Origin of the sequence: Aquimarina rubra (genome assembly GCF_042684305.1) — a bacterium.
Lineage (GTDB): Bacteria > Bacteroidota > Bacteroidia > Flavobacteriales > Flavobacteriaceae > Aquimarina > Aquimarina rubra.
Genome location: NZ_JBHULE010000035.1, coordinates 57,078 through 83,277, shown reverse-complemented (window position 1 = coordinate 83,277; position 26,200 = coordinate 57,078). Strand labels below are relative to the sequence as shown.

29 protein-coding genes are annotated in these 26,200 nt (G+C 34.5%); 12 read left to right on the top strand and 17 right to left on the bottom strand.

Going from position 1 to position 26,200, the window contains the following annotated elements:
* Positions 1 to 20: 20 nt before the first annotated feature.
* A complete protein-coding gene (locus tag ACFSR1_RS20045) occupies positions 21 to 2,534 on the bottom strand; it encodes a M20/M25/M40 family metallo-hydrolase (protein ID WP_378294829.1) in 2,514 nt (837 codons plus the stop codon).
* Between the two features lie 174 nt (positions 2,535 to 2,708).
* Between ACFSR1_RS20045 and ACFSR1_RS20040 the strand changes: the two genes are divergently transcribed.
* The 7 genes from ACFSR1_RS20040 to ACFSR1_RS20010 all read left to right on the top strand — a co-directional run bounded on the left by ACFSR1_RS20040 (position 2,709) and on the right by ACFSR1_RS20010 (position 7,177).
* Positions 2,709 to 3,212, top strand: coding sequence for a GbsR/MarR family transcriptional regulator (locus tag ACFSR1_RS20040; RefSeq protein ID WP_378294828.1), 504 nt, complete (start codon positions 2,709 to 2,711; stop codon positions 3,210 to 3,212).
* A 96-nt stretch (positions 3,213 to 3,308) separates the two neighbouring features.
* On the top strand, positions 3,309 to 3,683 hold the full coding sequence (locus ACFSR1_RS20035; RefSeq protein ID WP_378294827.1) for a hypothetical protein: 375 nt from the start codon (positions 3,309 to 3,311) through the stop codon (positions 3,681 to 3,683).
* Positions 3,684 to 4,019: 336 nt separating this feature from the next.
* Positions 4,020 to 4,430 carry a hypothetical protein gene (locus tag ACFSR1_RS20030; protein ID WP_378294826.1) on the top strand — a complete coding sequence of 137 codons (411 nt, stop codon included), beginning with the start codon at positions 4,020 to 4,022 and terminating at the stop codon, positions 4,428 to 4,430.
* 40 nt (positions 4,431 to 4,470) lie between these two features.
* On the top strand, positions 4,471 to 5,352 hold the full coding sequence (locus ACFSR1_RS20025; protein WP_378294825.1) for a methyltransferase domain-containing protein: 882 nt from the start codon (positions 4,471 to 4,473) through the stop codon (positions 5,350 to 5,352).
* Positions 5,353 to 5,355: 3 nt separating this feature from the next.
* Positions 5,356 to 5,796 carry a hypothetical protein gene (locus ACFSR1_RS20020; RefSeq protein WP_378294824.1) on the top strand — a complete coding sequence of 147 codons (441 nt, stop codon included), beginning with the start codon at positions 5,356 to 5,358 and terminating at the stop codon, positions 5,794 to 5,796.
* 11 nt (positions 5,797 to 5,807) lie between these two features.
* Entirely contained in the window at positions 5,808 to 6,716 is a 909-nt protein-coding gene (locus ACFSR1_RS20015; RefSeq protein ID WP_378294823.1) for a TIGR01777 family oxidoreductase, read from the top strand.
* Between the two features lie 5 nt (positions 6,717 to 6,721).
* Positions 6,722 to 7,177 (top strand): SRPBCC family protein, encoded by a 456-nt coding sequence (locus ACFSR1_RS20010; RefSeq protein ID WP_378294822.1) that lies wholly within the window; start codon positions 6,722 to 6,724, stop codon positions 7,175 to 7,177.
* 194 nt (positions 7,178 to 7,371) lie between these two features.
* Here ACFSR1_RS20010 and ACFSR1_RS20005 read toward each other — a convergent pair whose 3' ends face one another.
* Positions 7,372 to 7,935, bottom strand: a complete 564-nt coding sequence (locus ACFSR1_RS20005) for a hypothetical protein (protein ID WP_378294821.1) — start codon at positions 7,933 to 7,935, stop codon at positions 7,372 to 7,374.
* A gap of 176 nt (positions 7,936 to 8,111) precedes the next feature.
* Between ACFSR1_RS20005 and ACFSR1_RS20000 the strand changes: the two genes are divergently transcribed.
* Genes ACFSR1_RS20000 through ACFSR1_RS19990 form a run of 3 tightly spaced genes read left to right on the top strand, consistent with a single transcriptional unit; the run spans position 8,112 to position 9,227 of the window.
* Positions 8,112 to 8,666, top strand: a complete 555-nt coding sequence (locus tag ACFSR1_RS20000) for a sigma-70 family RNA polymerase sigma factor (protein WP_378294820.1) — start codon at positions 8,112 to 8,114, stop codon at positions 8,664 to 8,666.
* A gap of 6 nt (positions 8,667 to 8,672) precedes the next feature.
* A complete protein-coding gene (locus ACFSR1_RS19995) occupies positions 8,673 to 8,933 on the top strand; it encodes a hypothetical protein (RefSeq protein ID WP_378294819.1) in 261 nt (86 codons plus the stop codon).
* 39 nt (positions 8,934 to 8,972) lie between these two features.
* Positions 8,973 to 9,227: a hypothetical protein gene (locus tag ACFSR1_RS19990; protein WP_378294818.1), complete on the top strand. Its 255-nt coding sequence runs from the start codon at positions 8,973 to 8,975 to the stop codon at positions 9,225 to 9,227.
* Here ACFSR1_RS19990 and ACFSR1_RS19985 read toward each other — a convergent pair.
* Positions 9,216 to 10,043 carry a hypothetical protein gene (locus ACFSR1_RS19985; protein WP_378294817.1) on the bottom strand — a complete coding sequence of 276 codons (828 nt, stop codon included), beginning with the start codon at positions 10,041 to 10,043 and terminating at the stop codon, positions 9,216 to 9,218. The genes ACFSR1_RS19990 and ACFSR1_RS19985 overlap by 12 nt on opposite strands.
* Positions 10,044 to 10,177: 134 nt before the next feature.
* On the opposite strand from ACFSR1_RS19985, the gene gcvP reads away from it, so the two are divergent.
* Positions 10,178 to 13,030, top strand: coding sequence for an aminomethyl-transferring glycine dehydrogenase (gcvP, locus tag ACFSR1_RS19980; RefSeq protein WP_378294816.1), 2,853 nt, complete (start codon positions 10,178 to 10,180; stop codon positions 13,028 to 13,030).
* 67 nt (positions 13,031 to 13,097) lie between these two features.
* On the opposite strand, the gene ACFSR1_RS19975 is transcribed toward gcvP, so the two are convergent.
* The 11 genes from ACFSR1_RS19975 to ACFSR1_RS19925 form a co-directional block, all read right to left on the bottom strand.
* Entirely contained in the window at positions 13,098 to 13,280 is a 183-nt protein-coding gene (locus tag ACFSR1_RS19975; RefSeq protein ID WP_378294815.1) for a hypothetical protein, read from the bottom strand.
* A gap of 218 nt (positions 13,281 to 13,498) precedes the next feature.
* Positions 13,499 to 14,221 (bottom strand): alpha/beta hydrolase, encoded by a 723-nt coding sequence (locus tag ACFSR1_RS19970; RefSeq protein ID WP_378294814.1) that lies wholly within the window; start codon positions 14,219 to 14,221, stop codon positions 13,499 to 13,501.
* 108 nt (positions 14,222 to 14,329) lie between these two features.
* Positions 14,330 to 15,709 carry an exonuclease domain-containing protein gene (locus tag ACFSR1_RS19965; protein WP_378294813.1) on the bottom strand — a complete coding sequence of 460 codons (1,380 nt, stop codon included), beginning with the start codon at positions 15,707 to 15,709 and terminating at the stop codon, positions 14,330 to 14,332.
* Between the two features lie 91 nt (positions 15,710 to 15,800).
* Positions 15,801 to 16,211 carry a DUF3010 family protein gene (locus tag ACFSR1_RS19960; protein ID WP_378294812.1) on the bottom strand — a complete coding sequence of 137 codons (411 nt, stop codon included), beginning with the start codon at positions 16,209 to 16,211 and terminating at the stop codon, positions 15,801 to 15,803.
* 22 nt (positions 16,212 to 16,233) lie between these two features.
* Complete coding sequence (locus ACFSR1_RS19955; protein ID WP_378294811.1) at positions 16,234 to 17,046, bottom strand: SH3 domain-containing protein; 813 nt, start codon at positions 17,044 to 17,046, stop codon at positions 16,234 to 16,236.
* Between the two features lie 30 nt (positions 17,047 to 17,076).
* A complete protein-coding gene (locus ACFSR1_RS19950; protein WP_378294810.1) occupies positions 17,077 to 18,135 on the bottom strand; it encodes a bifunctional transcriptional activator/DNA repair enzyme AdaA in 1,059 nt (352 codons plus the stop codon).
* A gap of 1 nt (position 18,136) precedes the next feature.
* Positions 18,137 to 18,892, bottom strand: coding sequence for an isocitrate lyase/PEP mutase family protein (locus tag ACFSR1_RS19945; RefSeq protein WP_378294809.1), 756 nt, complete (start codon positions 18,890 to 18,892; stop codon positions 18,137 to 18,139).
* A gap of 227 nt (positions 18,893 to 19,119) precedes the next feature.
* Positions 19,120 to 19,527, bottom strand: coding sequence for a hypothetical protein (locus ACFSR1_RS19940; RefSeq protein ID WP_378294808.1), 408 nt, complete (start codon positions 19,525 to 19,527; stop codon positions 19,120 to 19,122).
* 81 nt (positions 19,528 to 19,608) lie between these two features.
* Entirely contained in the window at positions 19,609 to 20,517 is a 909-nt protein-coding gene (locus ACFSR1_RS19935; RefSeq protein WP_378294807.1) for an alpha/beta fold hydrolase, read from the bottom strand.
* Between the two features lie 33 nt (positions 20,518 to 20,550).
* A complete protein-coding gene (locus tag ACFSR1_RS19930) occupies positions 20,551 to 21,300 on the bottom strand; it encodes a DUF6597 domain-containing transcriptional factor (protein ID WP_378294806.1) in 750 nt (249 codons plus the stop codon).
* Positions 21,301 to 21,406: 106 nt separating this feature from the next.
* Positions 21,407 to 22,228, bottom strand: coding sequence for a CPBP family intramembrane glutamic endopeptidase (locus ACFSR1_RS19925; protein WP_378294805.1), 822 nt, complete (start codon positions 22,226 to 22,228; stop codon positions 21,407 to 21,409).
* 137 nt (positions 22,229 to 22,365) lie between these two features.
* Here ACFSR1_RS19925 and ACFSR1_RS19920 point away from each other — a divergent pair, with 137 nt between their 5' ends.
* Entirely contained in the window at positions 22,366 to 22,689 is a 324-nt protein-coding gene (locus ACFSR1_RS19920; RefSeq protein WP_378294804.1) for a winged helix-turn-helix transcriptional regulator, read from the top strand.
* Positions 22,690 to 22,889: 200 nt separating this feature from the next.
* Here ACFSR1_RS19920 and ACFSR1_RS19915 read toward each other — a convergent pair whose 3' ends face one another.
* The 3 genes from ACFSR1_RS19915 to ACFSR1_RS19905 form a co-directional block, all read right to left on the bottom strand.
* Complete coding sequence (locus tag ACFSR1_RS19915) at positions 22,890 to 23,750, bottom strand: M57 family metalloprotease (RefSeq protein WP_378294803.1); 861 nt, start codon at positions 23,748 to 23,750, stop codon at positions 22,890 to 22,892.
* Between the two features lie 553 nt (positions 23,751 to 24,303).
* The gene (locus ACFSR1_RS19910; RefSeq protein ID WP_378294802.1) at positions 24,304 to 24,963 is read right to left on the bottom strand and encodes a CPBP family intramembrane glutamic endopeptidase; all 660 of its coding nucleotides are present in this window, start codon (positions 24,961 to 24,963) and stop codon (positions 24,304 to 24,306) included.
* A gap of 124 nt (positions 24,964 to 25,087) precedes the next feature.
* Positions 25,088 to 25,924, bottom strand: a complete 837-nt coding sequence (locus ACFSR1_RS19905) for a LytR/AlgR family response regulator transcription factor (RefSeq protein ID WP_378294801.1) — start codon at positions 25,922 to 25,924, stop codon at positions 25,088 to 25,090.
* Positions 25,925 to 26,200 lie beyond the last annotated feature (276 nt).

Sequence of the window (26,200 nt, the reverse complement as noted above, 5' to 3'; positions counted from 1 at the left end):
TATTTCGATTTATTTTGGGATTATTGAATTACTAGTTTTCGCACGGCTAATTTTTCTCCTCCACTTTCTATCCTAATCAAGTATATTCCTGATCCCAACGATAGATTACTGGCAGAAATAGTATTCACTCCTGGATTTAATTGAATGCTGGCTGCCTTTTTTCCTAAAATAGTAAATACAGTTGCTGACATACTTTTACTGTTTGTTCCACTCACATTTAAGACAAAACTATCCTTCGTAGGATTAGGAGCAATGGTTATGATAGACGAATCCAACTCATCCTCATTACCTAATATTGGAGTTTGTGTTCCAAAATCTACAACCGTTGTTGAGGATCTTACACAAGAGCCCTCATAGATTTTTACGTTAGAAATAATAGAATTATTACCATTTCCTGCATCATTATCATTTATAAACACCAATCGGTCCATCGCACCTGTGTAAAAATCTCCAACAGGAATTACATAGGTCGCAGTGCCACCAGCATAATTATCATAGTTAGTTACTCCATAGTTTTGCGTACCATGAACCTTAAAATATCTGCTGGATGTTAAACTATTATCATTTTCGAAGCCAACTCCGTGAATCTCTCCTTGAGAAGAACTACTAAAATCAAATGCTAACACTGTAGATGCAGTTACATTATAATTTAAAGAAATATATTTCCAGGTATTATTTTGCATGGATAATCCGGCTCCCGCACTCACTACGGAGTAATCGCCTGCAGAATCCTGATTAGAAAACCCTGAGATTGTAAAATCATTAAAGTTCAATGCTACGCACGGATCTGGATCTGGATCCGGATCTACTGTAGATTCTTTAACCTCAATATTATCAATAGCAATATCACCTTGCCAGCTACTTCCTGTAACGGCTCTAAATCTCAACCATACTGTTGTTCCTATATATGAAGAAAGGTCTATATTGGCTGTATTCCAATTACTTCCCTGAGATCCTGACCTGCTGAATACGTTAGCATAATTTACTCTATCTTCTGTTACCTCTACGGTAAAACTTCCTACATTATCGCCTTGCATATGATATTGAAAACTTAACATAGCAGAAGACAAACCATCTAATTGTAGGCAAGGTGAAAATAAGTTTGCTCTTTTATTCGGATATCCAGAACCATTTCCTGAAGCTTCTACATACATATAATAAGAACCTTCTGCAGCACTACCCGGTCCTGTACCATTAGATGGAGTACCATTAGCATCTTTTAGCCAATCCATATCATCATCTACATCTTGCAACCAACCATTTAATGAACCTTCGAATCCTTCTTGATACGGATAATTAAAAACGGTATCCGCACAGGCATCTCCTCCCCCATCATTTACTCCATTACCTATTTCTATCAAATACTCAAGAGCCAGTTTACAAAATTTGGCTGCGTGTGTTGCATTTGGTGTCGGAGATCTATCAAAAGTATCTCGTGTGGTATGGATATTAGGGTTACTTTGGTTAAAAGTTGCTTCAAAAGGAAATGCAACATTATATCCTTCTTGTGCCCAGCTATAATGATCAGAACATCCATAGTTACATCTGGAAGTTCCATACGTAAGTGCGTGTGGTCCCGATGCGTTATAATAATTCATTAACTCTATTAAAAAGTCATTTAAAGTATCGTCATTATATGAATCCGTAGAAACATACACATCGTTAGTTGATCCTTTATAATTAGTCATATCCAGTTGCATATAACTAATTACATTTACGTTTCTGTTACGATAGTCTTCTGCTATTTCTCTGGATCCTCTGAGTCCAACTTCTTCTGCCGCAAAAGCCATAAACTCCATTGTTCTTTTTGGTTGAAAATTCATATCAAACAGCACTCTCGCTGCCTCGGTAATGGTTGCGATCCCTGATGCGTTATCATCGGCTCCGGGTGCATCATTATTAGTCCCGCCCGAAGTAGAATCTATGTGTCCGCCAATGATTACAAACTCATCTGGTTTTTCGGTTCCTGTGATCGTCATCACCAAGGAAGGCATGTTTGTGCTTGTGTGATTGACAATGCGTACCGACACATCACTTCTACTGCCTGCAAGGTTCTCCCATTTTGTTTTGAGGTCTAAAACCGCCTGTGTCGCACTACTCTTTGTGTGATAACGAGTACCGTAATTTTCTAATTCCTGAATTTGATTTGCAATATTAAGATTGTTTACCAAGTCTAAACTTTGAAGGACTAATTGATCCTGAGTGATAGAAAATCCTCCTGCAAGCTTTTGAGATAGTCTTCTTTGCTGTATAGAAGACAATGCTTTTTTCTTAGAACTTTGATAAATAAAACCAGGACCGTGAACTAAAACTTTATCGTGTAATTCATGGGCAGCTTCATCACTTAACATCACGGCACTATAGCCGTTATTGGATTCGATAATTTTGATGTCCTCCGGGTGATTTTTTTGAAGTGCAAAAGCATCTTTTGTTTCCATCGTAGCATAAAACATGTCTGATGGTTGTTGTGCGTAGCCATTATTTAAGAATAAGCACAGTACTACTGTTAAAATAATTAAGTTGAATTTTTTCATTTTTAATGAATTTGTGTTAGACCTTTAACTTACACAAAATCAAACTATTACCAAAGCGGTGAATCCGTAAAAAAATAACTGTACTAACATCTGTTAGTTTATGGTTTTAACATAATTAACAAATTAAACTTTCAATAATTTTTGAAAGTTTTAAATTTATTGTATATTTGTTCTATGAATTACACAGAAGCAAAAGATAAATTTATATCCACTTGGGGAGCGCTAGGAACCTTATGGGGCATTAACAAAGCCATGGCACAGATTCATGCATTGTTATGGATCTCACCAGAGCCACTTTCAATGGAGGATATTATGGAAGAATTACAGATCTCCAGAGGAAATACTAGTATGAACCTTCGTCAGCTAATGGATTGGGGGATTGTTTTTAAGGAAAGTAAACCAGGAGAACGAAAAGAGTATTTTGTTTCTGAAAAAGATGTACAGGAGCTTGCCAGGCAAGTAGCCAAAGAACGAAGCCGAAGAGAAATTAAACCTGTTATTAAAGTATTACGAGAAGTATCTGGGATCGAAGACGATGGGACAAAAAAAACAGAAGAATTGATCAAACAGACTAAGGCTTTATATGAATTAGCGGATAGTGCGGATACGATGATGAATAAAGTGGTGAATCAAGAGTCTAATTGGATTACAAAAACCTTGATGAAACTAATCAAATAAAACCTACAAACATAATTATAAGATACAAGGAAGAAATTCCTTTTCTTTTTCAAATTATGTTTCAAAAATTATTGAAACTTTTAAATTATTAGAATTATGAAAACAATACACAACATCAACAAATGGAGTTTTATCATAACCTTATTACTTTATATGACTGTAATTTTGGGGTTATTATCTCAGATTCTCTTAGGCTTCATTCAGGTAATTATTGCAATAATTATTTTTTCAAAATGGAAACAACACACATATAGAATTAGAAAATACCTAATTATCTATTTTAGTATAGTCGCTCTATATGGAGTTTTTTGGTTATTAGGAATCGCAGAAACATTCAATACAAATTCAATGGTTATGGATCCTAGCATATTATATCTGTGCATTATACCAATGTCTATCGCCGCATATTTTGTTTACGTCACTTACCAAATCAAAAAAAGTACTCATGAACTTAAACTTGATTACATATAGTATATACATATTGATAACTGTCTATATCATTATAAAAGTAGGATTGATTTGTTATCAAAATGGAAATGTATTTGTGACGCACCTTGTTCCTAATGACAAAGATTTCTGTTTACGAATAAACAATATGCTCTTGATAGGATATTATCTCATCAATATCGGATACACAGTAATAACATTATCCGGATGGACGACAATCAATTCCATTTCGCAAATGGTCGAAAGCCTATCTAAACATACAGCAATTATAATCTGTATACTGGCAATTTTACATTATTTCAATCTGTTCTGGATTACAAAATTTATTAAAAACATTAAATAATTATAAATACAAACTTTATGGAAACTTCTAAAATTTTTATAGGATATATTATCTACTTACCCATAGCAATTGCACTTACCTATTTTGTGTCTAAAACGCTTTTCAAGAATGGAAAAACTTTTATGATCGATATTTTTAAAGGCAAAGATGACATTGCAATCGCAACAAATCGTCTATTCGAAGTAGGTTTTTACTTACTAAATATTGGTTGGGCATTATTAATCCTAAAGATTGATAACTATCACTTTAATGATACCTATCAAAATTTAATAGAAATATTAAGCTTTAAAATTGGTGGATTTTCAATGTATTTAGGGTTAATGCTATTCCTTAACATGTATCTATTTTTTAGAGGAAGAAAAAAATCTAAACAAAGACCGCCAGTTGTTACTCAAACCATAAGACCAAAAGGACCACAGGTTCAATAAATATATTATGTTTTTTAATCATCAATAAAAGCATCCAGTTATGAATACTACACTCCCACTCTTACATAAAATCAGATTTCAAAAATCTAATAGAGAAAATCTTATCGAACTCTATGATGAAGCTACAGAAGACTATGAATTCTGGAGCAAGGATTTCAATATGCATTTTGGGTATTATATTCCTTTTAAAACAACGCTTTTTAAAAGAGATACCATGCTTAACGAAATGAACAATCAAGTGTTTAATCGATTACATTTCAACAAAAAGAATGGACTGATTGCAGATTTAGGTTGTGGAATTGGTGGTACGATGAGATATGGTTTACGCAAATATCCACGTCTTAGTGTTATCGGGGTTACACTTTCTCGTTTTCAGGTTCAGGAAGGCAATAAAAGATTTCACAATATGAACGGGTTGATTCTGGAAGAAAACTATTGTAACACTTCTTTTGCCGACGGCAGTTTTGATAGTGCATACGCAATTGAAAGTTTATGTCATTCTGGTCATAGTAAAGAAGCATTGGGTGAAGCCTATAGAATCCTAAAACCAGGAGCAAAATTTGTCATCGCGGATGCTTTTCTAAAAAAAGATGAAGAGCAATTATGTCCGGGAAGTCATTACTGTTATGATCAACTTTGCAAAGGATGGAGTCTGGAAGGATTGGGCAGTATACAGCGAGTTAAAAAATCTTTAAAGGAAGTTGGTTTCAAAAACATAATCGTAGAAGATATTTCTTTTAGAGTAGCACCTTCTGTATTGCATGTGCCCTTTGCGATAACCGGTTTTATTTTTAAAAAGCTATTCAAGAAAGAAACGCTAAAACCCCAAAGTTGGAAAAACCTAAAAGGATCTCTGTTTGCGCTACTATCAGGTTTGCATATGAAAAGCTTTGGCTATTATATCATAACAGCAGAAAAATAGGTAATGAATATCGGTTTCAGAACATATCAATGGATGTACATCATCATCGCTACCGTAATATCGACAGTCGTATTGTTTTATTATGCAAAAGCAATTCCGGAATTGATTCCGAATGATAATCTAACTAAGGAAATGATCATGTGTTCCGGTCAACTTTTGTGGCAGGGAAGTATCATACTCATTTTTATAAAGAGAAAGATTCACACCTATTTATCTCATATGATTACGGTTTCTCTGTTAGGTTCGTTAGCCTTAATTCCGTTGATATTTTTGTTTCAAAAAGAACCAATATCAATAGAGACCCGAATTCTTTTATTCCTACTAGTGGTTTTAGCAATGATTATAGAGCACGCAAGAAGAGTAAAAAAACTAGCATTACCATCTTATTTAACCATTACCTGGATAACATACAGAATCCTGTGGTTACCCATATTATTATTTTAATTTTAAAGAATATGAAAAAACTAATTATAGCAGCAGGAACAGGTTTCTTAGGAAACGTTTTGGTCGAGTACTTTAAAAATAAAGCAGAAACTATTGTGATCTTTACTCGTGGAAAAAATAAATCCATCGAAAACATCAAATATGTGCATTGGGATGCTAAAACTCTTGGAGTATGGAAACAAGAGCTTGAGGGTGCAGATGTTCTTATCAACATGACAGGAAAATCTGTTGATTGCCGATATCATCAAAAGAACAAAGATCTTATTCTTTCTTCCAGAATAGATTCCACGGCGATTTTAGGCAAAGCTATTCTTACATGTAAAAAACCTCCTAAAGTTTGGCTCAACTCATCTACAGCTACTATCTATAGACATTCTTTGGATAAAGAAATGGATGAAATCGATGGTGAGATCGGAACTGGTTTTTCTGTAAACGTAGCTACTAATTGGGAAAACACTTTCTTTTCTCAACCGACACCAACAACAAGAAAAGTAGCGTTACGAACTTCTATAGTTTTAGGAAAAAACGGTGGTGCATTACAACCCATACTCAATTTAGTAAAAATAGGTTTTGGCGGAAAACAAGGAAAAGGAAACCAAAAATTTAGTTGGATTCACGAAACAGATTTTGCCAGAAGTCTGGAATTTATTATTGAAAATCCAGTAATCGAAGGTTCTGTTAATATTGTTGCTCCTAAGCCAAGTGATAATAACAACTTGATGAAAACCTTGCGAACTGTTAAAAAAATTCCATTTGGTATACCTCTCCCCAAACCATTGTTGGAAATTGGCGCTATACTGATTAAAACCGAAACCGAATTGATTTTAAAAAGCAGAAATGTTATTCCAAAAAAGCTTCAGGATCACGGATTTCAATTTCGGTATCCCAACCTTACCAACGCTATCACCAACTTAACATAGGACTCATGACTAAAATTCAATTGATCACGAATATTGAAGCACCCATAGAAATTGTTTTTAATGCTGCCAGAAGCATTGATCTTCATATGGATTCTGCAACGCATACAAAAGAGAAAGCTATTGCCGGAAAAACTTCTGGTTTGATTAATCTATATGAAACTGTCACTTGGAGAGGAAAACATTTTGGTATTACCTTAAAACATCAAAGCAAAATAACATCCTTAAGATTTCCGACCTACTTTATAGACGAAATGGTTCGTGGTCATTTTAAGAGTTTTAAACATCAACACGTTTTTAAAGAAACAAAAAACGGAACGGAAATGATTGATCTTTTGGAATACAAAACTCCTTATGGTTTTTTAGGAAGATTTTTTGACCGATTGTTTTTAAAGGACCATTTAACTCAATTCCTTTCTACAAGAAACCAATTTATAAAAATGAAAACCGAGGAAACAACATAGTATAATCAAGAGTTTACCTGAAAAGTAGTATTATCAACTTTCTGAACTTACCTTCGTGGGCAATTCCGGCGGAGCCCTATTTATGAACGTCATTTCTCATTAATAGTATCTAGCTCATTCAGTGAGTAACCTATCAAATAAACTTTCCAGGCAAACAACTCCCAATTAAAATCTTCCCAGATTTTTATGCCACCTTACTCATCAATCCCAAAACAATAAATACGCACTTCTCCCGATGTACCCATAATATTATTTGCTTCTACACCTTTATAGATCGGCTGGAAAGCGTATTCACCAGGCAGTAAAGAAGGCATAATTATCTCATAAAGATTCCCTTCTATTTTTTTAAGTTCCGGAATAATAAGGTGTTGACTGATATCTTTACTTCCTCCTCCCATAGAATTTCCTTTTTGTATGAAGCGTCTGTATTTTTTCCTTTTCTTAACCACATCAGCTTTAGAAATCACAACGATATCAAACGGATCGATTCCTTCATCCAGCGATATAATAAATTTTGGTAACTGATTAGGTTTAAACCTAACATTGGAATATTTACTATTAAAAACCGTTAAGTATTGATTTACTCCACCATACCCAAAACCAATAGCTTTGGCTTCAATTTTTGCTCCTTTACGCTCAAATAATGTTACATTTCCATCTTTCATATAATATGGAACAAAGTTTTTTTCAACTTCTTGCGCTTGCATTGCGGATACCAATAGCAGTTGAATTGCGATAAGCAATGTAATTTTTCTCATGACTTTATTTTTAAAAAATGATTTACACAAACATAAAGTCATATTCATATCCAAAAAATACCCAATTACCGGTATTTTGTAAGATCTCTTTAACAAATTCTTCTACAATTCAATGGTTTAAACCTATTTGAGATTCAACTTTTTATCCTATTTTTGAGGAAAAGAGCTAATAAACTATGCCTACACACACGATAGACCCTAATACGTGGATAGATAAATACAGTGACTACTTATTTAATTATACCATAGTTAGAGTTGACGACAGAGAAATTGCACAAGATTTAGTGCAAGAGACCTTTTTTGCTGGTCTTAAATCCATGAAGAACTTTAAAGGAGAAGCTAGTGAGCGCACCTGGCTTATATCAATCCTAAAAAGGAAAATCATTGATCATTACAGAAAAATAAATAGTAACAAGGGTAAAGCAGAAGTGCGCATTAATTACACCAATGATGGTGAGACTGAAGGAGATTGGCTGGAAGAAAGAGTAGCAGATCCCTTCGACAAGAACGCCGAAGGTGAGATTGAAAATACAGAACTAGGAGTTGCCATTCATAATTGTATTGGTAAATTACCAGAAAAGCAAGCTCGTATTTTCTCTATGAAAACGATACAAGGATTCGATACAGAAGCAATCTGTAATGAATTCGATATTACTGCGTCTAACCTATGGGTAATCATCCATCGTGCACGTACCGCGATGGCAGAATGCCTGGAAAAAAACTGGTTTTAAATACACATGAGTACAGGAAACAAAATATTTGTAAGTTGTGAAAATGCTAATCACATCTGCGATAAAAGTCAATACAACGAATCTTCCTTTTGGGAAAAAGTAAAATTAAATATTCATTTAATTTATTGTAAGGCTTGTAGAAAATACACGTCTAAGAACATAAAACTAACGAAACTATTCAAAGATCCTAAGGTGGTAAGCATTAATCAATCGGCTAAGGATGCAATGAAAGAACAATTAAAGAAAAAAATGTCTGAACAAGATTAAAAACTAAAAAAAAGCCCCTAATAATTTTTTAAAATTGTAATGAAAACAAGTAATAGTTTATTAGTTTCCTGCGAGCAGGCAAAATTGATCTGTGATAAAAATCAATATGGTGAAGCTTCCTTGATGGAAATCATCAAATTGAACATAAGATTGCTGTATTGCAAGGTAACCAGAGTGTATTCTAAAAGAAATACCAAGCTCACCAAAACCATAAAAAAATCAAATCTTCAAGTGATTGAAGTTGCTAGAAAAGAAGAAATGAAGGAGCAATTACAAAAGGAATTAGCCAAGTAGGCTTTGCATCAAAATCAATATAAACAACCACATAATTGGAATACTTTCGACCCAAAAGGAGCAAAAGTATTCCGATTGTTTTTTATCAGTTCCCCACAAAAACAATAAGCTAATAATAGTAATAGCAACGGTGCTTATGATTTCGGTAGAATAGAGATCATCCTTAAAGGCGGTTAGTAACAAAAAGATCACCAGCAAAATACTTCCAAAAACCTTAGTTCTAGTAATACCTATTTTCTGAGGAATCGTCTCTAGTTCTTTTCCATCATATTGTAGATCTCTTATCTCAAATGGTAACATAATTACCACAATAAAAATAAAACGTTGAATGATTTCGATAATCATATCAATGCCAAAACTTCCTTCCGCATATATAATAGGTATAAAAGCCGTAACTCCCGCCCAAGTAGCTCCTATGATAAAAATTTTAATCCCTGAAACACTTCGCAGGTTCTTTTTATTTGGAAAAACAGGCGCAGCGTACAGGATTGTTAGTAGAATAAACGGAAACACGTAAATCCAGGTATCTAGTGATACTTGATACCCAAAATATGCAAATAACAAAGCGCAAACACTTGTAATTATTTTGATCCCGGTCATGGATTTAGTCAATCGTCGGTGGTATAATTTCGAAATATTTGCATACTTCACAAAGTTATATGCCACAATGGCTCCAACAAAACTGAAATATATGTAGGTATTACCTCCCAAAATTTCGAATTTTAAAAAAGTTAGTTTTACTAAAGCAGCAATCGCTAATGCAACGTGAATACTACTGTTTATATAAAAACTAAATATACTTTTTAGGGTTTTCACACTTCAAAATTAGGGGGATCTGTTAATAACAGCCTAAGTTGGTTAAAAACTTGATAGTGTTAGGTTAATTTATTGTGAAAATTTTAGGGATTAAATATGTACTTTTGCGCTTTCAATCTCAACTGTTTTTTGCTATGAAAACTGACTCATTTAAACTGCGTCATATTGGTCCTTCAGAAAAGGACCTTACTACTATGTTGAATACGATCAAGGCTGATTCTATGGATCAACTCATCCACGAAACTATCCCTGATGATATTTTACTAAAAGCCCCGCTAAAACTTGACGAGGCTATGAGCGAGCTAGAGTATTCTGCTCATATACAAAAATTAGCTGCTAAGAATAAGGTATTTAAAACCTTTATAGGTTTAGGCTATCACGAAGCAAGTTTACCGGCAGTAATACAACGTAACATCCTAGAAAATCCGGGTTGGTATACAGCGTACACACCATATCAGGCAGAAATTGCTCAAGGTAGATTAGAAGCATTGCTAAATTATCAAACCATGGTTTGTGATCTTACCGGAATGGAATTAGCGAATGCCTCATTACTAGATGAAAGTACTGCTGCTGCGGAAGCAATGACTATGTTATTTGCTGTAAGATCCAGGACTCAGAAAAAAGAAAATATTCATAAGTTCTTTGTTTCTGAAGAAATACTTCCGCAAACACTTTCATTATTAAAAACCAGAGCAATTCCTTTAGGGATTGAGTTAGTAGTTGGCGATCATGCAAAATTCGATTTTTCAACGGATTTTTATGGAGCTATTTTACAGTATCCCGGAGTATCCGGACAAGTATTTGACTACGCAGCATTTGTAGAAAAGGCACATCAGTCAGAGATAAAAGTAGCAGTAGCTGCTGATATTCTTAGTCTTGTGGCGCTTAAATCTCCAGGTAGTTTTGATGCTGATGTAGTCGTAGGTACTACACAACGTTTTGGAATTCCGTTAGGATACGGGGGGCCGCACGCAGCTTATTTTGCGACCAGAGAAGAATATAAAAGAAATATCCCGGGCAGAATCATTGGTGTTACCCAGGATATGAATGGAAACCGTGCCTTACGTATGGCACTACAAACAAGAGAGCAACATATCAAACGTGATAAAGCAACCTCTAATATCTGTACTGCACAAGTATTACTTGCTGTTATGGCAGGAATGTATGCTGTATATCACGGAAAAGACGGTTTACAATATATCGCGAATAAAGTAAACGCCTCAACCAATCTTTTAGCCAATGCTATTGAAAAATTAGGTTATCAACAACTGAATACAGTATTTTTTGATACTATTCGAATTAAAGCGAATGCAACAACTATCAAAGATATTGCTGAAGCACAAGAAGTAAACTTCTATTATCCGGATGCAGAAACAGTATCAATCTCTTTAAACGAGGCCACTACTATTGCAGATCTAAATACGATCGTTTCTATTTTCGCACAAGCTGCCGGAAAAGAAGGTACAGAAATAAGTTTTAGTGATACATCTGTAAACATTCCTTATGCTGTAAAGCGAAACACAGAATTCTTAACCAACGAAGTATTTAATACCTATCATTCTGAAACAGAACTGATGCGTTACATTAAAAAACTGGAGCGTAAGGACCTTTCTTTAAATCATTCTATGATTCCGTTAGGTTCTTGTACTATGAAATTGAATGCTGCATCAGAAATGCTTCCGTTAAGTAATCCACAATGGGGTAATATCCATCCAATGGTACCTGTGGAGCAAGCACAAGGATATCAGGAAGTACTAAAAAAATTAGAAGATCAACTGACAGAAATTACTGGTTTTTCAGGAACTTCTCTACAACCTAACTCAGGTGCTCAAGGAGAATTTGCAGGTTTGATGGTCATTCGTGCATATCACGAATCTAGAGGAGATCATCACCGAAATATCTGTCTGATACCTTCTTCTGCACACGGAACCAACCCTGCGTCTGCAGTGATGGCCGGAATGAAAGTAGTAGTAACCAAAGCAACTGAAGAAGGAAATATAGATGTAGAAGATTTAAGAGAAAAAGCCGAAAAGTATAAAGACAATCTTTCTGCCTTGATGGTAACCTATCCTTCTACTCATGGAGTATACGAATCCGCAATCAAGGAGATTACTAAAATTATCCACGATAATGGCGGACAAGTATATATGGATGGTGCCAATATGAATGCTCAAGTAGGATTAACACATCCCGGAGCTATTGGCGCAGATGTATGTCACCTAAACCTACATAAAACATTTGCGATTCCACATGGAGGTGGAGGACCAGGAGTAGGACCAATCTGTGTTGCAAAACAATTGGTGCCATTTTTACCAGGTAACCCGGTGATTACTACCGGAGGAGATCAGGCAATTACTGCTATTTCTGCAGCACCTTGGGGATCAGCTTTGGCATGTTTGATATCATATGGATACATTACGATGTTAGGCGAAGAAGGTCTTAGAGAATCTACAGAATATGCTATCCTTAATGCTAATTATATCAAAGAGCGACTAGATGGACATTACAGTACTTTATATTCTGGAGAACGTGGTCGTGCCGCTCACGAGATGATCATAGATTGCCGCCCATTTAAAACACACGGAATTGAAGTAACAGATATTGCCAAGAGATTGATGGACTATGGATTTCACGCACCAACAGTTTCATTTCCTGTTGCCGGAACTATTATGATAGAACCAACAGAGAGTGAGAGTAAAGCAGAATTGGATCGTTTTTGTGATGCAATGATCAGTATCCGTCAGGAAATTGCAGAAGCCAGCGCAGACAATCCTAATAATGTGATGAAGAATGCACCTCATACCATGGCTATGTTAACAGCGGATACCTGGGATTTTCCATATACCAGAGAGCAAGCTGCATACCCTTTATCTTATGTTGCTGACAACAAGTTCTGGCCAACAGTAAGGCGTGTAGACGATGCTTATGGAGATAGAAACCTTATTTGTACTTGTGCACCAATAGAAGAGTACATGGAGGAAGTCTAAAATCCAAATTGATATTAAAAAATAAGGTCAGTAATGATGAATTACTGACCTTATTTTTATGAGAGCTTTAACCAGGATGTGTCCGATTGACAGTTCCCGTAGTATTTCTAAATTGGTATTGGTCGCTATATAGCATTTTGCTATATAATTGTTCATTTACCTCTACCGGAGTTTCTAAATAGGGAAACTTTATTTGATATCTATCATTATTCTTCCCTACAAGTTGAACTTTGACAGGTTGTTTCTTCATAATCTAAAATTTTAAAATAATAAACCATAAAAAATTCATAAGAACTATTTCAAATTTTATTCCATAATCTAAGTACCTGTTATAACCATCTTAACATTTAGATTTTAAACATAAAATGATGACATTTTTTCGTTATAAGAACGTCATTTTGACATTTCGTTCATATAAATATTTTCAATAATACCAGTAGCCATAGAGAGCAAGTTATTATTAGATAATTATATTGTGTTCAAAAATCCTTTGACCGCTTTCCAATAGCTTTTATGGTCAGAAAAAGTTTCCCAAAGTACTCTTGATCCGTGATTACCTTTTGTTTCCGGAAGAAAGAATTGTTTTTTATCCGATGGAATCGCATCATAGATTCCTGACCAACTCTTTTTTTCATTCTTAGCCGAAGTAATAAACACAGGAACTTTAATATTAGCAGCACTGGCAGTAATAAAGTTCTTCTTCCCAAAGTATTCTCCCGGAGAAAATGATACTACCGCATTAATATCGTCTGGATGATCTCCGGCATATTTTAATACGAGTGCTGAAGAATAAGAACTTCCCCAAATAATAATTTTTTCAGGTTTATAGGTCTTTTTTACATAATCTACAGCAGCTTCTATATCCTGAAAGGCATCTACAAATTCTGTTTGCTTTCCTTCTTTTTTAGCCAAGGCTTTCGTTTTGTTTTTAACCTCATTTACTGCTCCTCCAGATCGTTGGTCCACTGCTAAACAATGATACCCCAACACTGTAAGTTTTGGAGCAATCTCCAGGTATTCTCCACGACTCCAACCAGCTTGATGAAAAAGAATGATAAATTGACTACTCTCTTTCGCCTCATAAACATCGGCCGTTATCGTTAGTCCATCTTTAGAAGGGAAATCAATGGTTTTTTGACCATATAAAGATATTGTCAGGAATACGATTACTGTAGTAAGAATACTTTTCATAGATAATAAATGATTAATACAAATAAGAATAAGTTTCTCAAAGTACTAATTTACATTATAGATGTATACTATTATTCTGTATAATTTTTAAAAGGATCATAAGAAAACCTATATTGGAACGATGTTTCTGTCCCCGTTTTTACGTAAGTAGCTTTTAATTATTTTGGTGGTATGATACGTATGTTTCTGTAGATTTAAAAAATTATCGAAATCTTCTACATTTACAATTTGCTCATCTTCCTGAATGTATCCAAATCCTTTATAAACACCATCCTGAATCATTACTAAACTTTGCTCATTAAACGTTCTGCCTTTTTCTTTAATGAAATAGCTTTTTTGATCTCTTCTCAAAGAAGCCAGTGCTTTTTGTACTCGCATATTGTATAAGGCAACAGATTCTTCGCCGACACAAATACCCTTGCAGTTTTTAATTTTGTAATGAGAACAGCGTTCTGTAGTACTCTGTAAACTACAATATCGTGGACATAACTGGTACGTTTCACAAAGCTGTTCTAGCTTTTCTACTGCCTCTGCTCTGCTATAGAATATTTCTACCGAATGATCTATAGAATGTGATCTATCTATTGCCAATTGGACAACTCCTTTTCTATTTGTATAAAACATAATACAATAAGGAGCTACAGGTTTCTTTTGCGCTCTATTAAATTTAGGATAATGTTTCTGAATTTTCTCTGATTCTAGTAACAAAGCTACTAATTCATTACCGGTTACTTCATAGTCTATAGCGTGAGTCTCCTGACCCAATGCATATTCTTTATTTTTTTTGTCATAAAAATGACTAATCACGCGTTGTTTGATATTTTTTGCTTTACCAGCATATATAACCTTACCTTTTTGATCTTTAAACAGGTAAATACCTGTTTCTTCGGGTAGTGTTTCGATATTTTCGGCTTTGAGATGTGGTGGAAGGGTTGCTTCTTTAGAACGAACATTTAGAAATTTATTGATCACAGTAAACTCAGGATCCAAACTTAGAATTCGCTGAAAAAGAATGACCGTTGCATCCGTATCGCCTTCTGCCCTGTGCCGATCTTCTAATGGTATATTAAGCGAAGAACAGAGTTTTCCTAAACTATAAGAAAACATCCCCGGAATCAACTTTCTGGATAAACGAACCGTACATAATTTTTTCCTTACAAACGAATAGCCCAACTTCTTAAATTCGCCCTTAATCACATTGTAATCGAAGTTTACATTGTGTGCTACAAAAATAGCTCCTGTGGTCATTTCTACAATTCGCTCGGCAATTTCATGAAATCTTGGTGCATTGCGCACCATATCGTTATCAATACCTGTAAGACCGGTTATAAAAGGTGGAATATTACATTCTGGATTGACAAGTGAAGTAAATTTATCTATGATGGTATCTCCTTGTAGTAATACAATGCAGATTTCTGTAATTCGATTACCGTGGATACCTTTGCCCGTGGTTTCAACATCGATAACAGCGTATAATTTTTCTGACATTACATTTCTTTTGAAATACAAATCTAAAAGAAATATTTGATATTTGGAATTTTTCCAATACATAAGGAAAAATTCCTATTGATCAAGATAATTATCTCAATACATACGCGGCCAGTCGAGTTGCATTTTCCTGGTATGCATTATCAAACGCTACCGGAAGCTTATTCTTTTTATAATAGGCTGTCAAGGTCTGTTTGGAGACAAAACTTACTGTTGTTTTCTGATAACATTGGATCAATGCTTCTAATTTAAAAGAAACTGCAGCTGCTGCAAATTTGCCTTTGGTTTGTCTGCTGATAATTGCTATTTGGTCTGGTTGCACGGTATCAAACAGTTCGTGAATTTCTTTCAGAAAATTCTGTATCTCCTGATTATTTTGATCATCCTTGATTTCAACATATTTGGTTTTACCCGTATGATTGGTGTAGGTATCCTGATCATCTTTGGACACTACTACACAAATGGCTCTTTTTTTATCTATTTCGATTCCGATTACTTTCATTTCATGGATGTGCTTTTAAAGATCAATTTTTATAATCCTCAGGTTGTAGTTTTTCTCCGTCCCAAGTAAGATTTCGTTGTTGGGATGTAGTCACATACCAATCGGTTTCTTCATCTTTCATTTCTCCATTTTCCTGCTTGTAGATAATCATATCAGGCACTCCTCCTGGATCTGACGGAAATATAAATTCGGATTGATAATGATATATCCCTCCATCTCCTATTTCTGAAGTATTTGCCATATGAATTAATTGATTACCATCATAAACTACATAAGATTTTCCTCCATCAATTCCACAAGCTTCACTATAATTATCAATAATAATGATGTCTTGTATTTGATCTATCCCTTTATTAGTCGAGTGTATAATCCCAAACGAACCATTACCAAAAAGTCGGAACTTTTTTTCACTGTTTACAGCTTTATTTTTAACAGATCGAATCATTACATAAACCGATCCCTCTGCATCTTTTTCTAACCCATATACAAAATAGTTATCTCCACTTATGGAACCGTTATGTTTTGTTAACGAAAGTAATCCTCCTACAACATATCCTTCTTGATTAGCATAAGACACCTGATACCAAGGCCCACTAACCCCCTTATATTCATATTGATCATCTTCAACTTTTAATACCGTTACTTTAGTACCTATAGACAGCAATCCTATAGTCTTTGAATCTGTATTTGGTGCCTCTCTCAATTTCACATTATCACCAAATAAATACACCTCATCACCTACCGAAAACTTGTATTGTTCATCATAGCCCTGCGCAACACTAATTTGAATTGCCAGTAAACCAATTAATAAAGTAAGACGTTTCAAATTTATCATGGATTAAATTTTACGCTAAAATACAGATTATTAAGATCCGATAGTATTCTTTTCATGCGTTAACAGCCATTGCTTTCGTTCGATACCACCACCATAACCAGTCATACTTCCATCTTTTCCGATGACTCTGTGACACGGAATGATGATCGAAATTCTATTACAACCATTCGCAGCAGCTACTGCTCTAATCGCTTTGGGGTTTTTGATTTTTTCTGCTTGTGATTGATAGGTAGTCACCTGTCCGTATTTGATTTCTTGTAAACTATGCCAAACGGCATTCTGAAAATCCGTTCCCGGTGTTTCTAAGGCAACCTCAAAGGTTTTTCTTTTTCCTTCAAAATATTCGGTGATTTCTTTTTTAGCTTGTTTCATATGTTCATTTTCTCCCGCTATGATCTGCGCTTGTAATCGCTTTTGCAAATCCTGAAACTCCGTTTCCAGCATGCGCCTGTCTACAAATTCTAACAAACATACTCCCTTTTCTGTAGCGCATACAAACATAGGGCCCAAAGGCGTTGTCAATCGACTAATTAAAATAAGGGTCTTATCTGTGATTTTTTGAGGAGATTTTCCGATTACTTTTTTAAACGTATACCCAAAACCACTCAAGGATTCATATCCCGAATCAAAAGCAGTATGTGTCGTATTTTTTCCTTTTTTTAACTCCTGAAAAGCATTGTTAATCCGATACATCCGCTGATACGCCTGAAACGTCATTCCGTAATTTTTCTTAAACCATCGTCTCACCACTTCTGGACTAATGGCTAATTTTCGTAACTGATCATCCGTGATTTTCTCCTTTGGGTTTTGCTTCACCAGCGTAATCGCTTTTTCTACGGGTTCCGGTGCTTCATTCGCGTTTTCGGTAGGCTTGCAAATTTTGCAAGGTCGGTATCCATGATCCAATGCTTCTTTAAACGAGGTATAGAATTCTACATTTTCTAATTTCGGTTTTCTGGCTCTGCAAGTAGCTATACAAAAAACAGAAGTCGTTTTTACACCCACAAAAAAGATACCCACAAAACTCTCTTTTCGTTCTAGCAACGCTTTATAATATGTTTCTATCGTTTTGTTTTCTGTAATCAACATCTTAAAAAATGGATTGAAATGACTGTTGGTTTACGACCTCTTTGGTGGTACTTTCTAACTGACTGTACATCCTGTCAAATAGAAAATTACCCATACTAATTCGTTGTACGCCTAGGTTCGCTAAGGTTTCAAAATCTGGAAGATTCGGCATACACATCACATTAATTGGTAATGGTGTACAAGTTACAATTTCTCTGATATCCGATTCATTTTCTGCACCAGGAGTAAAAATTCCATCGGCGCCTGCGTTTTCATATAATTCGATTCGTTTTTTTGTTGCTGCCACTATATTCGGATGCTTTAGTAAAAACGTATCTGTACGTACGTTTAAGAAGATATCAATATTTTCTTTTGACAGCAAGTTGTTTACTGCTATGAGTGTATCGGCAAATTCAGTTGCATCTAATAGTACTCTTTTATCGGTAACAATACTATCTTCTATATTGATTCCTACCACACCCAAACCTGCAAGTTCTTTAATATGTTTTGCAATGATCTTTGGATCTCGACTATAACCGGATTCCAGATCTACAGATAGTGGAAGATCGGTATTTGCTGTGATTCGTTTTACAAAATACAGGAGTTCAGAAAAATCCATTTCCTCGCCATCTTTGTATCCTAAAAGGCTAGCAATGGCAGCACTTGAAGTTCCTATGGCTTGAAATCCTAATTTCTCGGCTATTTTGGCACTGGGCACATCCCAAACATTTCCTAATAGCAAGGGTGTTTTTTGATGATGTAAGTCTTTAAAATTCATTGTTCTTTGTTTTTACACAAAGTACCAATGATCATATCTAGCCTGCAACCGAAAACTGGACGTGTATTTTTTTTATCTTGTATAAAAAAGAGTACGTAAAGAGACTGTCTTAAACGACAGTCTCATTGGTATTTTTTATTACTGTTATTTTAAGGTGTCACATCTTTACCGCCACGAGTCCGGAGCTGAGGAATTTTTCAGCTTGCGCCTAACCATATCGTATAAGGTTAGTTGTGTGTAGTCTTTTTTATTTTTGTCAACATGTGTGATAGTATTAAAAATAAGAACGCTATTCCGAAGCCTAAAACTCCAATATTAATTCCTACTATAGTCTTTTCACTTCCATCTAAATATTTCATAGAACCCCCATATCCATCTTTCAGGAAAAATGCTAATAAAAAACCTCCCGTAACTATGAGACTTAATATAGTGCTTAATTGAACTTCTTTTTTATACCAAACCAACCATAAGCATACTACTCCAATACTTGAGTTGGTAATCAATTGCCAAACCTCATGTATTCGAGCATGAGGCGTCCAATCTGGATTCCAAACATGCGTTTCATTGATATCCAGAAAAGGGACGACAATTGCATATAGAATTACACTAAATGTTATTGCTATTTTTTTTATCATTATTATTTATTTTAGATTACTCACAACTCATGTTATATGGCGTATTTCATTTCGAGCATTCTCAAGTTTTAGAAAACCTTTTTAATCAAGAGCGTTGCTATTAGATGTTTTATGAATTTCATGTCTAAATTCTTGATAATATGACAAAACACCGCTTGGATCCTCAATTTGTGGCCAATGTCCAATGTCTTGCCCCAGTAGCTTTACTTTAGGATCGGGAATCAGTTCTTTATATCGATTAGCCATATGAATACCAGAATTAGGATCGAATGGCCCATTTATAAAACACATTGGGATCTTTGTGTTTTGCATGGCGCTTATCCATCTTTCTTGATGGTTTAATTTATCAAAAACCAGCCTCCCAATCAAATATGCGATTGACTTGCCGTCATTATAATTTAAAATATCCCAGAATTGATTTATGAGTAGGTTCGTGGGTTGGGTGTTGGGGCCAAAAACTGATTTGATCGATTTTTCCAATTTCTTTTTAGTGAGAAGCTTGCTCAACAACTTTCCAATAGGTTTGGGAGATTGTGAAAGCAATCGTTGTATCATTCTAGGTTTGTAACTATCCATAAACAAACCACCGTTCATAAATACCACCGATTGTATTTTAAAGCAGTTCTGTGAAGCTAAGTCCCTAGCTAATAATTCTTGCACAATACTAACTCCTAGATCATGTGACAAGATATGGGTTTGTTCAATACCCCAAAACTCGATTAGAAAATTGACTATTTCGCAATGTTCATGAAAGCTATAGTCATGATCATTGGGCTTATCTGAAAATCCCATACCCAAATAATCAAATGTAAAAACGGTGTACTCTTTTACTAGATTTTCCCAAACAGATTTCCACTCGAAGGTATTGAAAGGATACCCGTGAAGTATTAAAAGGTTGGGGCCATTACCTTCTTTTATGTAAAATACTTGATGACCGTTTACGTCTATTGTTCGACCTTTGTTTTTCCAAGCAACCACTTCTTTGTCCATTCCTAGCTTGTTATAGTTAGTTATATCACAAAGTTACTTATTGGGGATGATAGAAATTTGTAAAAATCGGTCGTTTTCGTTATTTGACAGGGCTTTTGGAGTGTGGTTGGTATACTTTTTTATTTCTTTATTAAAATGAGATCTGTCGTAATAATTTTGGTTAGACAATAAATCTCCTTTTTTGATGTCTTTGAATGATGCCGAGCACCGTACGATATTACAGTAACTTTTTAGTGAAAGTCCAAACATTTTATTAAAATATCTGTTGATTTGCCTACGAGACCAAAATACTTTATCGGCAAAATAGTTCACGCTTTGATTACCTCTAGTTTGACTCAATAAGCTGAATAGACGAATTTTTCGATTGTCTGGATTATCTTCTTTATTGATTTTTTGGCTTATTATTAAACTTAACCTATCAATCGTATCTAAGTTTTCTGAAAAGTCAAATGAATTTAGATTCCAAAAAGCATTGGGCATTTTTTTTTCGGAGTTTAACAACGGAGCAATACTTTCACAGAATATATATTCCGCAGCTGGTAGTTTGAATTGTATTCCGAAAAGTTGATGATTTGGGGGAATTACTACTTCAACCTCTTTTGTATATAATCCCGTTAGTACAGTACTTTGGTATTTGTAATTCTCAAAGCGAACGATAACATCAAAAAAACCATCAGGTAAAATCGTGTAATCAAGATTTTTTGATGAATCGTTGTCTAACCACCAAAAACATCTGATGTACTCTTTCAAAACCTCATTAGATGCTTGTTGATAATAGGTCATGCTTTATACTTCAAGTGTATGTTAATGTATGTCATTTACCAGAGTGCTACAAACAATTCTTTGTTTTTTAATAGATTTTGCTATTTCAGGGATACCTATTATTGTCTTAATTAAAACTTTCGTTTAACTTTTTAACTACAGTTTCTTTTTTAATCTTTTTGGCTACAAAAAGACCAATAACCAAAAGAGGTAATGTTAAAATTATAGGAGCAATTGAGTTTCCCGTTTCTTCTAAAGGCACGATATTTTCAATATCCTTTATACCGGGTAGCAGCAAAATAGAAAAGAAAAAATTTATGAGCCCGTGGGTGAATGCTACGGGTATTATTTTATTCGTTTTTAAGACTAAAACACCGAAAAAGAATCCAATAAACGTTGCAAATACAACTTGAGTTAATACGGCACTTACATTATCATTTTTTGTCAAATTGATTAGGTGAAATAATCCAAAAACTATAGCTGGGAGTACTATACTTATAAGAATTCCATTCTTACTATGGACATATTTTTTTAAAAATACGGATTGCAATACTCCTCTAAATAAAAATTCTTCTGCGAACCCAACTGTCAAACAAGCAAAAAGTAGGAGTACTACGTTTCCTATATGGATTTCGGTTACATCTGTAGCTATAATGCCCGAAACTCCAATTATAATAAGATAAACAGGGATCATATTCAAATACTTAAATTTCCAATCATATGCTGAAGAGAGGCCAGTTATAGGTTCAATTTTCATTTTTTTTATAAAACCATAACTTATGATTAGAATGGATGCCATTTTAATCGCTAAACCAATGTATTCTGAGTGAAAATCTGAAAGTGACATTTTTAAAAGAATCGTATCAATTGGCAATAGTACTATGCTACTAATAACTACTAGTGTTATAATTGCAAATATTCCTGGAGAGATATTCTGGATGTTTTTCATACTATAAAATTGATGTACTTAGAAAATTAGTATAAAGAAAAGGTTTTAATATATTTGTGACAAGTACATACAATAAAGTGCACTACATACTAAAAGTATAGTATTACTGATTATCAGTTATTTAAATTTAAATAAAAATGAATAAAAAAAATGTAATAGCCTATTGTCCTGTAGATTATGCTTTCAAAAGAATAGGAGGAAAATATAAAGGACGTATACTTTGGGTTCTTAGAGACAGCTGTATGCGGTATGGAGAGTTAAAAAGAGCAATTATTGGAATTACACCTAAAATGCTTACACAAACATTGAGAGAATTAGAAGCTGATGAATTAGTTTCAAGAAAGGTATATTTAGAAGTTCCTCCAAAAGTTGAATATTCACTTACATCAACAGGAGAGGAATTGATTCCATTAATTAAACAATTGAGAAGTTGGGGTGAAAAACAAATGTCTAGAAATTAGATGTAAGTTGTAAAGCTATTTTAGGATTAATGTAAAATATGTAAACTTTTTTTAGGACGAGACACTCTTACGGCATGAGCGACACACTCGCACTAGTGCGGCCATTGCTTCGAATTAAAAGCAAAAGAATGTCAAAAAAATATAAGGCAACAAATTGAATTTGCTGCCTCTATACTATTTATAATTTACCTCTTATTATCTTAATACAAGATATTCAAGGCATCTCTATCTGACTGAGTAAACTCGCCATCTTCTCCGGTACCAAAGCAACCTAACATAATAGAATCTGCATACGGAGACCAAGGTGTTCCGGGAATCCAGATCGCAGCCGGGCTTACTGATGGTTCTGCAGGAAGTGGCCCTGTATAATTACAGCTCCAACGATTGTACCAATCCTGATGTCTAAATCCAACACTATGTCCAATTTCATGACCTATTACGTGCTCCACTACATTGTAACTCCAAGTGTTGCTGTCCAATCCGGAGTTAATACGCACATATCGATTAGGTCTACCCGCTGATGTTGGGAATCCGGCGGATCCTCCTGCACCTCCATTTACTCTATATACCACCATGTCTACTTGTGATTGATCATTACCATAAGTCAGTATAAAATTTAGTGTATTAGGTAACGCATTATAGTTTGCCACTGCCCAGGATAATGCGGTCTGCATTTTTGGAGTCAGGTCATAAATCGAACCTGTACCTGTCCAACCCAAAATCCTAATGTTTCTGAATTGCGGCGCCACGATATAATCAGATCGGTATTGTTTACTATCCCCGTTCTCAGATACCATATCCGGGTATTCCTTGAGATCATTGATAGGAATTGTAATATCCCCAGAAACCAGATATCGCTCCTTGGATCCGTCTGGTAACGGTATATCCTCTATAGTTACCTTTTCTGTATTCACCCCCATTCTAGACAGTTTATCCAGCTGTGCTTTGGTGGGTTGTTCTGCTGCCTCTTCTACAGCAGTATCAGAGATGTCTTCTTTTTGACAGGATACTAAACATCCGGCCACAATTGCGCAAAGCGCCAATAATTTTAGATTTTTCATTTGGTTGTGGTTTTAATAGTACAACATTCAGTTAGTAATATCCAATGATTGTATTGCATCAATTTCTATCAATGAAATAACATCTTATGCTATTTCTGCCCCGTTAAGATGGGTGGTCTCTAGGATGCAATACACGTTTGGGATATCATACCTTTTGCAAGTAATCTTATTGTGTTTATCATCAGGCTAACACCGCGGTTTGTATGACTGATGTAGGATAGGCTCAAATATACCCTGAAAATCAATTATTAAAAACAGACTTATCGTACACAAAAGTTTAAATTGAATTCAAGATGTTGAAAATCAGTTATTTATGATTAGTTATAAGGGAAATCAATCCTTCATAAACAGTTAAAAGACCTTTTGGTGCATAGGGAGAACACCTCGATTATTTTTAGTTGTTTCACCCAGAGAACACCCATTGTTACGGATGCAGATGTGTTACACGGAAAGGTTTTTGTTGTCATCTACCCTTTGATGCTACGAAGTTGCAAGCTTCGTAGATCGGGTTTTATAGGATTAATTTAAGGTGTAGGTGTATTACTTGGTATCGTTACGCCAAACCAAAGTAAATACAAGTTAAAGCTATGGTATTAAAAAAACCGTGTACGGCAATAATAAACCATAAATCGTATTTACGCAAGTAGAATATCAGGGCTAAGAGCGCTCCGACAATCCAAGTAACCAGTTGTCCGGTAATCCCTTGATAACTATGCATAAAGCCAAAAAAACCAGTGATTAGGATAATGTTAAGCACAATACTGACTTTGCTTTCTCCAAAGAATTTTACAAACTGTCGCATAAAATAACCGCGAAAGATTATTTCTTCTCCAAATCCTGCAGTAGCCCACACTAATAGTAAAAAAGTTAAAAAATAAGGCAGATTTCCTTTTAATTGATCAAAACCAGAATAATCTATGGGAACTCCTGTGAGTTTTGTAATTCCAGGAACCAATACAAAGACATAAAAAGCAAAAAGTCCTAGTGCAACTAATGGAGCCAATACGAAAATGTTTTTGAATGTGAATTTTTCACGTCGAAATCCAAGTGCTGAAAATGGTTTCCCTTTATATTCTATATAATTAGCTATAATGATTACTATAGAAATAATAATATTTTCTATGGTTATACGGAATGGTCCAAACCATAAAAAGCAGATGATTGCAATGGTAATTAATGGAATTAATATTTGTCGTAAGGTGATTTTGTTCATTGTTTTTTGATTTTAAATTCTAAACGAAATAATGAACAAAATCTCTGAAAACCCCTTTAAATCCTTATATTTTTACTGAATGGTCGTAATTTATAACTGAATAGTCGGTAGTTTTTGGCATCTTTTATCGAAACCAATCCATAAATGCTTTTCGCTTGTAACGACTGATATTGATTTCAGTAATCGCATCGTTTTTAATGAAAGCTTTTAACCGAATACGCAACTTGCCATTTTCAATCTTTTCAATTAAGTCTACAGTATCTTTGTGAATAATAATTTGTCGATTGGCTCTAAAAAACAATTGATCATTTATCTTTTCTTCGAGCTCATTTAATGTAAAATCGGTGTTAATCGTTGTGCCATCATTTTGAACAGTATACACAATTTTGTTTTCGCTATAAAAGCACGCAATATTTTCATAGGTAAGCTTTGTCATTTTCGTGCCGCTGTCAATAGTAATTTCAGCATCTCTTATAGATAACTTATATAAATTGTATATGTCTTGAGCATATAATAAACCTATGAGAATAAAACATATTAATAAAGTAATTAGTAAACCAATTAATATATAATAGAATTCTATTCGTCCACCTGCAATTGTTTCAACAATAATATTTATAGGAATATATATGAGTATAATATATCCCAACGTAGAGGCCATAAACCTTACGATAGTGGTAATTTCTACTTTTTTAGAGAAATGTTTTTTCTTGTAAAATTTAAAATTAAGATGCGCTATGATTCCAACGAAAGTGGAAAAAATAATCGTAAAAAGAAAACCTTCTATGGGGAATCTATACGGTTCACTATCCAGAAAATTATAACTCGCTGCTAAATGATTGACTACCAAAGAGAAAATTATCAATATAATCGCTTTCTGAAACCAAAGCCATGTAGTACTACTGATACATATATGCCATACTGTTTTTACAATATTCTTGGTTGGTTGTGTAATACTCATAAATTAGAAACTCTTTTGTGTCAAATCAAAAGTAAAAAATAATTTCTCTGCAGAAATTTTACTAAGAATATTGTTCGTCATTTTTTAAACTTATTTTGAGTGTTTTTCTTTTATTAAATCAGCGTATGCTATGAAGTTCCGAAGCAAGCTTCGAGGTATTAGATCTACCCAGATCGGCTTATGATGTATCACCATTACTATCCCATTTTAAGACTATTTTCTCCCTTTCCTATTTTGTTGATTTTTAAAGTTGTAAAAATGATGTAAATACCGCAT

What these genes read in the sequence shown, in the direction of transcription:
- ACFSR1_RS20045 (WP_378294829.1), bottom strand. Translation starts at nt 2,534, where the DNA reads ATGAAAAAATTCAACTTAATTATTTTAACAGTAGTACTGTGCTTATTC.
- ACFSR1_RS20040 (WP_378294828.1), top strand. Translation starts at nt 2,709, where the DNA reads ATGAATTACACAGAAGCAAAAGATAAATTTATATCCACTTGGGGAGCG.
- ACFSR1_RS20035 (WP_378294827.1), top strand. Translation starts at nt 3,309, where the DNA reads ATGAAAACAATACACAACATCAACAAATGGAGTTTTATCATAACCTTA.
- ACFSR1_RS20030 (WP_378294826.1), top strand. Translation starts at nt 4,020, where the DNA reads ATGGAAACTTCTAAAATTTTTATAGGATATATTATCTACTTACCCATA.
- ACFSR1_RS20025 (WP_378294825.1), top strand. Translation starts at nt 4,471, where the DNA reads ATGAATACTACACTCCCACTCTTACATAAAATCAGATTTCAAAAATCT.
- ACFSR1_RS20020 (WP_378294824.1), top strand. Translation starts at nt 5,356, where the DNA reads ATGAATATCGGTTTCAGAACATATCAATGGATGTACATCATCATCGCT.
- ACFSR1_RS20015 (WP_378294823.1), top strand. Translation starts at nt 5,808, where the DNA reads ATGAAAAAACTAATTATAGCAGCAGGAACAGGTTTCTTAGGAAACGTT.
- ACFSR1_RS20010 (WP_378294822.1), top strand. Translation starts at nt 6,722, where the DNA reads ATGACTAAAATTCAATTGATCACGAATATTGAAGCACCCATAGAAATT.
- ACFSR1_RS20005 (WP_378294821.1), bottom strand. Translation starts at nt 7,935, where the DNA reads ATGAGAAAAATTACATTGCTTATCGCAATTCAACTGCTATTGGTATCC.
- ACFSR1_RS20000 (WP_378294820.1), top strand. Translation starts at nt 8,112, where the DNA reads ATGCCTACACACACGATAGACCCTAATACGTGGATAGATAAATACAGT.
- ACFSR1_RS19995 (WP_378294819.1), top strand. Translation starts at nt 8,673, where the DNA reads ATGAGTACAGGAAACAAAATATTTGTAAGTTGTGAAAATGCTAATCAC.
- ACFSR1_RS19990 (WP_378294818.1), top strand. Translation starts at nt 8,973, where the DNA reads ATGAAAACAAGTAATAGTTTATTAGTTTCCTGCGAGCAGGCAAAATTG.
- gcvP (WP_378294816.1), top strand. Translation starts at nt 10,178, where the DNA reads ATGAAAACTGACTCATTTAAACTGCGTCATATTGGTCCTTCAGAAAAG.
- ACFSR1_RS19975 (WP_378294815.1), bottom strand. Translation starts at nt 13,280, where the DNA reads ATGAAGAAACAACCTGTCAAAGTTCAACTTGTAGGGAAGAATAATGAT.
- ACFSR1_RS19970 (WP_378294814.1), bottom strand. Translation starts at nt 14,221, where the DNA reads ATGAAAAGTATTCTTACTACAGTAATCGTATTCCTGACAATATCTTTA.
- ACFSR1_RS19965 (WP_378294813.1), bottom strand. Translation starts at nt 15,709, where the DNA reads ATGTCAGAAAAATTATACGCTGTTATCGATGTTGAAACCACGGGCAAA.
- ACFSR1_RS19960 (WP_378294812.1), bottom strand. Translation starts at nt 16,211, where the DNA reads ATGAAAGTAATCGGAATCGAAATAGATAAAAAAAGAGCCATTTGTGTA.
- ACFSR1_RS19955 (WP_378294811.1), bottom strand. Translation starts at nt 17,046, where the DNA reads ATGATAAATTTGAAACGTCTTACTTTATTAATTGGTTTACTGGCAATT.
- ACFSR1_RS19950 (WP_378294810.1), bottom strand. Translation starts at nt 18,135, where the DNA reads ATGTTGATTACAGAAAACAAAACGATAGAAACATATTATAAAGCGTTG.
- ACFSR1_RS19945 (WP_378294809.1), bottom strand. Translation starts at nt 18,892, where the DNA reads ATGAATTTTAAAGACTTACATCATCAAAAAACACCCTTGCTATTAGGA.
- ACFSR1_RS19940 (WP_378294808.1), bottom strand. Translation starts at nt 19,527, where the DNA reads ATGATAAAAAAAATAGCAATAACATTTAGTGTAATTCTATATGCAATT.
- ACFSR1_RS19935 (WP_378294807.1), bottom strand. Translation starts at nt 20,517, where the DNA reads ATGGACAAAGAAGTGGTTGCTTGGAAAAACAAAGGTCGAACAATAGAC.
- ACFSR1_RS19930 (WP_378294806.1), bottom strand. Translation starts at nt 21,300, where the DNA reads ATGACCTATTATCAACAAGCATCTAATGAGGTTTTGAAAGAGTACATC.
- ACFSR1_RS19925 (WP_378294805.1), bottom strand. Translation starts at nt 22,228, where the DNA reads ATGAAAAACATCCAGAATATCTCTCCAGGAATATTTGCAATTATAACA.
- ACFSR1_RS19920 (WP_378294804.1), top strand. Translation starts at nt 22,366, where the DNA reads ATGAATAAAAAAAATGTAATAGCCTATTGTCCTGTAGATTATGCTTTC.
- ACFSR1_RS19915 (WP_378294803.1), bottom strand. Translation starts at nt 23,750, where the DNA reads ATGAAAAATCTAAAATTATTGGCGCTTTGCGCAATTGTGGCCGGATGT.
- ACFSR1_RS19910 (WP_378294802.1), bottom strand. Translation starts at nt 24,963, where the DNA reads ATGAACAAAATCACCTTACGACAAATATTAATTCCATTAATTACCATT.
- ACFSR1_RS19905 (WP_378294801.1), bottom strand. Translation starts at nt 25,924, where the DNA reads ATGAGTATTACACAACCAACCAAGAATATTGTAAAAACAGTATGGCAT.